The sequence below is a fragment of the Desulfogranum japonicum DSM 18378 genome (assembly GCF_000429945.1).
GTDB lineage: Bacteria > Desulfobacterota > Desulfobulbia > Desulfobulbales > Desulfobulbaceae > Desulfogranum > Desulfogranum japonicum.
This window is the reverse complement of the sequence record NZ_AUCV01000092.1, coordinates 1-5,059: the sequence shown is the minus strand read 5'-3', so window position 1 is coordinate 5,059 and position 5,059 is coordinate 1. Positions and strand designations below refer to the sequence as shown.

The following is a 5,059-nucleotide window of genomic DNA, read 5'->3' as shown; positions in this document are numbered from 1 at the left end:
TTTTGTGTTGGAATTGTTCTTGGCGGATTGGTCCCAACAGGATACGTCATTTATTTTTTATGTCTTCCTCAAACACCACTTTCGATCATAACTCACGAACTGAACTGGCTAAACGGAGAATTTCCTCTGACAATGGAACAGATTAAAGGCATGGTTATTGACCGCTGTGATCTGCCAGAGGGTTACGATGTAAACAAATATGAATTCTTTCAGGGTAAGCCAACAAGCGTGCTCGATGATAATGAAATTATTGATATTGGCGATCGCTTAGTACAAATAGTGCATACGCCCGGCCATTCACCGGGACATATGTGTTTTTGGGAAAAGGAGCGCGGGTATCTTTTTACCGGTGATTTGGTTTATAAAGACACGCTTTTTGCCTACTTTCCGTCCACTGATCCAGAGGCGTACCTCAACTCCCTGGAACGGGTGTCGTCCCTGCCAGTGAAACGGGTTTTCCCAGCTCATCACACTTTGAATATAGAGCCTGAGATTCTATTCCGAATGCGTGACGCTTTCAGGCAGTTACATGACGAGGGTAAATTGCATCATGGCAGTGGAACATATGACTACGGCGACTGGGCGATATGGCTATAAATGACAAGATCTCTAACAGGGTAAATTAACTTGAATGCAGATTCCGCTTCGTGCCGGAATCGGGTAGTAGGGTAATGAATCTTTACCCATAAATCTTTGATAGAAAGCAAATCTTGATCTTTGAGCCATTGATTGGCCATTCCAGATGGGGTTACCAATGTACGGCATAATCTCCACGGGCTTTTCCGGCTCAAACCGACCGAGATAGCAGTACGCAGAAAGGTATCGAGCTTGGTCAACCCACGAACCTTGATGCGGCAGAACGCCACGGCTTCAAGTAGTACATGCACACCCTACGACGTAGCCAATGGTCGAGTTCGGGTATTGATCTATGCAGCACCGGTATCCCGTAACAATCCATCCAGCCACGTAGCTACTCCTGCCAACCTAGACAGTCGGCAGTCTATGGAAACGCCCTCGTGTGGCTCTGAGAAAGGACAGAGGCTGTTAGCCTTCCGCTCTATCCGGTGCTTTTTTAAAAAATTATCTTTCGAGAATGAAAGTATGTTCGATATTCACAACTACAATAGCTTTCTCCTAGCCATCATTGTTTTTCAGCTCATTCCTGGACCAGGAACCTTGGCAATTGTACAAGCAGCGGCATCAGGTGGTTTTAAGTCAGGTATGTATGCTGTCTACGGAACCTTATTAGGTGATTGTATTTATATGTCATCCGCCCTCCTCGGGCTCGCAACACTTCTACAGAACTTTCCGTTTGTTTTAGAATTTGCTCAATTCACAGGTGCAATTTACCTCCTATTTATTGGTTCACAAAAACTCTTTGAAAAAATTGAAAAAGTTCCCGAAAATAACGGATTAAAAAAGAAAGATTTGAAGGTTCTCAAGGAAGCTCTTGCAATATGTTTAACAAACCCTAAGGCAATCATGTTTTTCATGGCCTTCTTTCCCCTCTTCCTGGCTGAGGATTCAAATTCAATCACTCTATTTGCCATGATGATACATGTCACAATCATCAGTGCTATATATCAAACCTGTTTGGTTTTAATGGGCAATTCAGCAGCCAAACTACTTTCTCAATGGAAATATTCCAAAACAATAGCTACTCGATTGGCGGGCATCGCATTCATAGCATTTGGAGCGAAACTAGCCAGAAATATAAAATAAATAGCGCAATCGGCTAGCCGAGAAAATCTTTCCCAGGTTAGCCGATTCGATGTCTCATTAAAGGTAACTGATCACTGAGAGCTCCTGCCTAACAAGACAGCACCACCTGTGCACATGGAGCACAGCGCAATTTGTATTCTGATCAGATTGCCTTGTTAGCCTTCTTTCCCCATAAAAATAGCAACACGTTCCAACCCAGCATCACGATGGACTTCCCCTTTGTGAAATTCATCGCTTTCAATCGTTGCCAGAAGATTACGTCGCTGAGGATAGCGTACGAATATAAAGTGATCCCAGCTATCAGAAAGCATACAATCCTCACGATTTCCAAAAAGACAGACAGGCGTCCCACCATAAACGGGGTATGCTCCTCTACGTAGCAGTTCAAATCCAGCAATCTTGGCGTAGCGATCGTACGCCTCTTTGCCGCTGACCTTTTTGCCGTCTTTGTTGATATCACTGTACTCGGCAACCGGTTTGTATTTATTCAAGTTGTAGACAAAAAGCGGCTCATCAAGATTTTGGGCTCTTGCAACTTTCATTTGATTTTCATCAGGCCAAACATCTGTATTCACAGCCCGCCACTTTGTTGAAGGTACCCCTTTATCAGTGATACCTTTGAACAAACGGACAAGCCACGAGATACCTTTAACCACATGGAAAGTAATCAGTGGCTCCGGTACTATAGTAAGAATGGTACACTCGGAGCAAACCAGTTTAAGAGAATGTTCAAAGGTTAACAAAAAATCGAAAGCCTCTTTGAGAGATGAAAATTCGTCTATCAAAATCTCATCGATTACCATCCCTTTCCGGGCTACAGGGTCAGCCTTAACTCGATATAACCTTTTTCCATTATGTCTACTTGCAGTGAGCCATTTGTCATAGCCATCTACATCTTTAATTTTCAGGTGATAGACAAAAGCCACTTTTTTTGAACCAGCCTCTTTCAAGGCTTTACAGCATGATTCTATATCTATTGATAAGGACATATTCGTTTCGACTCTTTTTTGAAGCCTAACGCCGAAAGCACTTGACCCCTCGGGTGATATACCCTGGGCTCAGGTGAATTGGCATGTTACTTTAAGGATCGCGGAAAATAATAAATATCCAAAAATTGCGTAGGATATGGGTTTGGTAACGTGGTCGCGTCAATGCTCAATACGGCCAGAATGGAACCCTTGACGCGACGACGTTACCAAGTTGAGAGACAAGCAAGATTGGATAATGTATTTTTTCCGTGCCCCTAAAACTGTCAGTGCATTTCTTAAAGTTTTACCAACCATGACGACACAGGAGCAAGCTTAAGTTTGAGTGAGTTTGGAAATTCTTGAGGTTTCACCTAGCAATCTTTAGTATCCACTCTTTTTTGCCCGATAAATCCTCGTACCGTGACGATAACGGTTTCTTTCGGATCTGCGATATTCAGATTAAGCCGGATAGTGCCCTGAAGCACGAATTCATTCTGTTTTATGAAGAACACAATCTCACTGAGTTCTCGCAAGTGAGTTGCCGCTACCTCTCTACCTAATACTTTCAGGTTTCCCTCATAGCCGACCTCCTTGCAAGCAAATTTCTGATTTCGATGGACTCCTCTATATCAAAAATAATGAGAATAACTCTGTGTACTTGTTGAGCAATAATGTACGGTTTTTTTGGATGTTTTCTGTTGGCAACAACCATACAGGAGAGAGGCTGCCGCAATACGAACATGAGCCTTTTCATATCAAATAAGGTTAATATTTTATCGATAAACGATAATTTTTTATTGACAAAAGAAAGTGCCATCCATTATATATTTCACGCATGAAAGGTAAAAAAATGCATAACAATGATCCGTCATCCGTCCATGCCCTTACGGTATGGCTACGTTTTTTAACTGGCGCTGCAGCAATTATGACCGTTGCTGAAGATACGCTGAGTTTTTTCACAGATAAACCGGTTGCCCTGTTTATCGAGAGCGAGTTGTGGACGAAGAGTATTTCCAGTTTCCAAGTCGAGGATAGACTCATCATTTTCAGCATATTGAATGCTAAAACGTTGCTGTGGCTGATTGCTTTGTATCAGATATGGCGGCTGTGTCGGTTGTATAGTCAGACCGAATTTTTCACCGTTCGAAACGCGTTCTGTTTCGCCAATGTTGGTCGGGCGCTGATTGGGATGGCAGTTGTGGATACGTTAATTGTCCCTTTGGTGGGTGCCTTTTTAAAATATCGCGGCATTATTCCACAAATGCCGGATATGAACGCTTTTATGCCAGAGCTTGATTTACTGGTGGCAGGGCTTTTTTTCTGGCTCATTGCCAAAATTATGGAGCGGGCAGCTATCATGCGTGAAGAGGCGGATCTGACGATTTGATACCAATAAACGCAATGCACAACTCGGGGAAACTGGCGTGCCGATAATAGTCAATTTAGATGTTATGCTGGCAAAACGAAAAATGCGTCTTTCAGACCTGTCGAACAGGATCGGATTAACCTTGCCGAACCTCTCTATTTTAAAAACAGGCAAAGCAAAGGCCATAAGATTTTCTACACTCGAGGCAATATGCGAAGTTTTAGATTGTCAGCCAGGAGATCTGCTTGAGTATGTCAGCGAAGAATAAGGATCACGGAAAAAAAAATAAATAATCCAATCTTGCTTGTCTCTCAACCCGGTAATGTCGTCGCGTCAATGGCTCAATACGGCCAGCATGGAACCATTGACGCGACGACGTTACCAAACCGATATCCTATGCAATTTTTGGATATGTATTATTTTCCGCGCCCCTAATGTGACTTGTCAAATAGTACAGTCACAAGAAGAAACTTATCGATAAGAATCAATTTTTTTTAATCACTCGTAAGTAATAAAGGAAACAATGAATAGAATAAAAATGCTAACCCTGATGGGTATTGCGCTGGCCATTACATTTGCTAATACAGCTCAAGCCGGTGGAACTGGAGATGGAATGTATGCTGGCGTCGCAATTGTGGGTTCAGCCGTTTTGGTAGATAGTGACAGAACGAAAACCCCTTTTCAGCTCATTTAATTTCGGGAATTATTCCCACATGATATTGTTCCAACACTCTGATGGTCTCCGCAATGTTTGCTGGGGTTTAAATTAACCGTAATCAGCAAATTTTAGACGGATCTCTCCCGCTGCCATGAAGTAATCTTGCAAAAAATACAACAGTTATGCAGCTCTCTTGACCTTCTCCTGTCTTTTAATCAACGCCAGCTGTTTCTCTCGAACCCTTACTCCAAGCTGCTGGATATTTCGTGCCAGTACTGCCAGGGCAACATACCGTTTGAAGCCATTGAGCCCATGATCCGGGCATCGGTCAAGACCGTGAACTTC

At 42.9% G+C, this 5,059-nt stretch carries 6 protein-coding genes and 1 pseudogene; 5 read left to right on the top strand and 2 right to left on the bottom strand.

Annotation, left to right across the window (positions count from 1 at the left end; genetic code table 11):
* Both G493_RS30780 and G493_RS0122155 read left to right on the top strand, forming a co-directional pair.
* A partial coding sequence (locus G493_RS30780; protein WP_153306635.1) for an MBL fold metallo-hydrolase occupies nt 1-597 on the top strand: 597 nt, incomplete at its 5' end.
* A gap of 132 nt (nt 598-729) precedes the next feature.
* The gene (locus G493_RS0122155) at nt 730-1,722 is read left to right on the top strand and encodes a LysE family translocator (RefSeq protein ID WP_456297766.1); all 993 of its coding nucleotides are present in this window, start codon (nt 730-732) and stop codon (nt 1,720-1,722) included.
* 155 nt (nt 1,723-1,877) lie between these two features.
* Here the strand turns inward: G493_RS0122155 and G493_RS0122150 are convergent, their stop codons facing one another.
* Nucleotides 1,878-2,711, bottom strand: coding sequence for a hypothetical protein (locus G493_RS0122150; protein ID WP_028582124.1), 834 nt, complete (start codon nt 2,709-2,711; stop codon nt 1,878-1,880).
* An 829-nt stretch (nt 2,712-3,540) separates the two neighbouring features.
* Here G493_RS0122150 and G493_RS0122140 point away from each other — a divergent pair.
* The 3 genes from G493_RS0122140 (at nt 3,541) to G493_RS33590 (ending at nt 4,750) form a co-directional block, all read left to right on the top strand.
* On the top strand, nt 3,541-4,077 hold the full coding sequence (locus tag G493_RS0122140; protein WP_161629874.1) for a DUF2975 domain-containing protein: 537 nt from the start codon (nt 3,541-3,543) through the stop codon (nt 4,075-4,077).
* Between the two features lie 37 nt (nt 4,078-4,114).
* Nucleotides 4,115-4,324 (top strand): helix-turn-helix domain-containing protein, encoded by a 210-nt coding sequence (locus G493_RS0122135; protein ID WP_028582121.1) that lies wholly within the window; start codon nt 4,115-4,117, stop codon nt 4,322-4,324.
* A gap of 255 nt (nt 4,325-4,579) precedes the next feature.
* Nucleotides 4,580-4,750, top strand: coding sequence for a hypothetical protein (locus tag G493_RS33590; RefSeq protein WP_153306634.1), 171 nt, complete (start codon nt 4,580-4,582; stop codon nt 4,748-4,750).
* 144 nt (nt 4,751-4,894) lie between these two features.
* Here the strand turns inward: G493_RS33590 and G493_RS33585 are convergent.
* Nucleotides 4,895-5,059, bottom strand: a pseudogene (locus tag G493_RS33585) (ISNCY family transposase); the annotation flags it as partial.

What these genes read in the sequence shown, in the direction of transcription:
- G493_RS0122150 (WP_028582124.1), bottom strand. Translation starts at nt 2,711, where the DNA reads ATGTCCTTATCAATAGATATAGAATCATGCTGTAAAGCCTTGAAAGAG.
- G493_RS0122140 (WP_161629874.1), top strand. Translation starts at nt 3,541, where the DNA reads ATGCATAACAATGATCCGTCATCCGTCCATGCCCTTACGGTATGGCTA.
- G493_RS33590 (WP_153306634.1), top strand. Translation starts at nt 4,580, where the DNA reads ATGAATAGAATAAAAATGCTAACCCTGATGGGTATTGCGCTGGCCATT.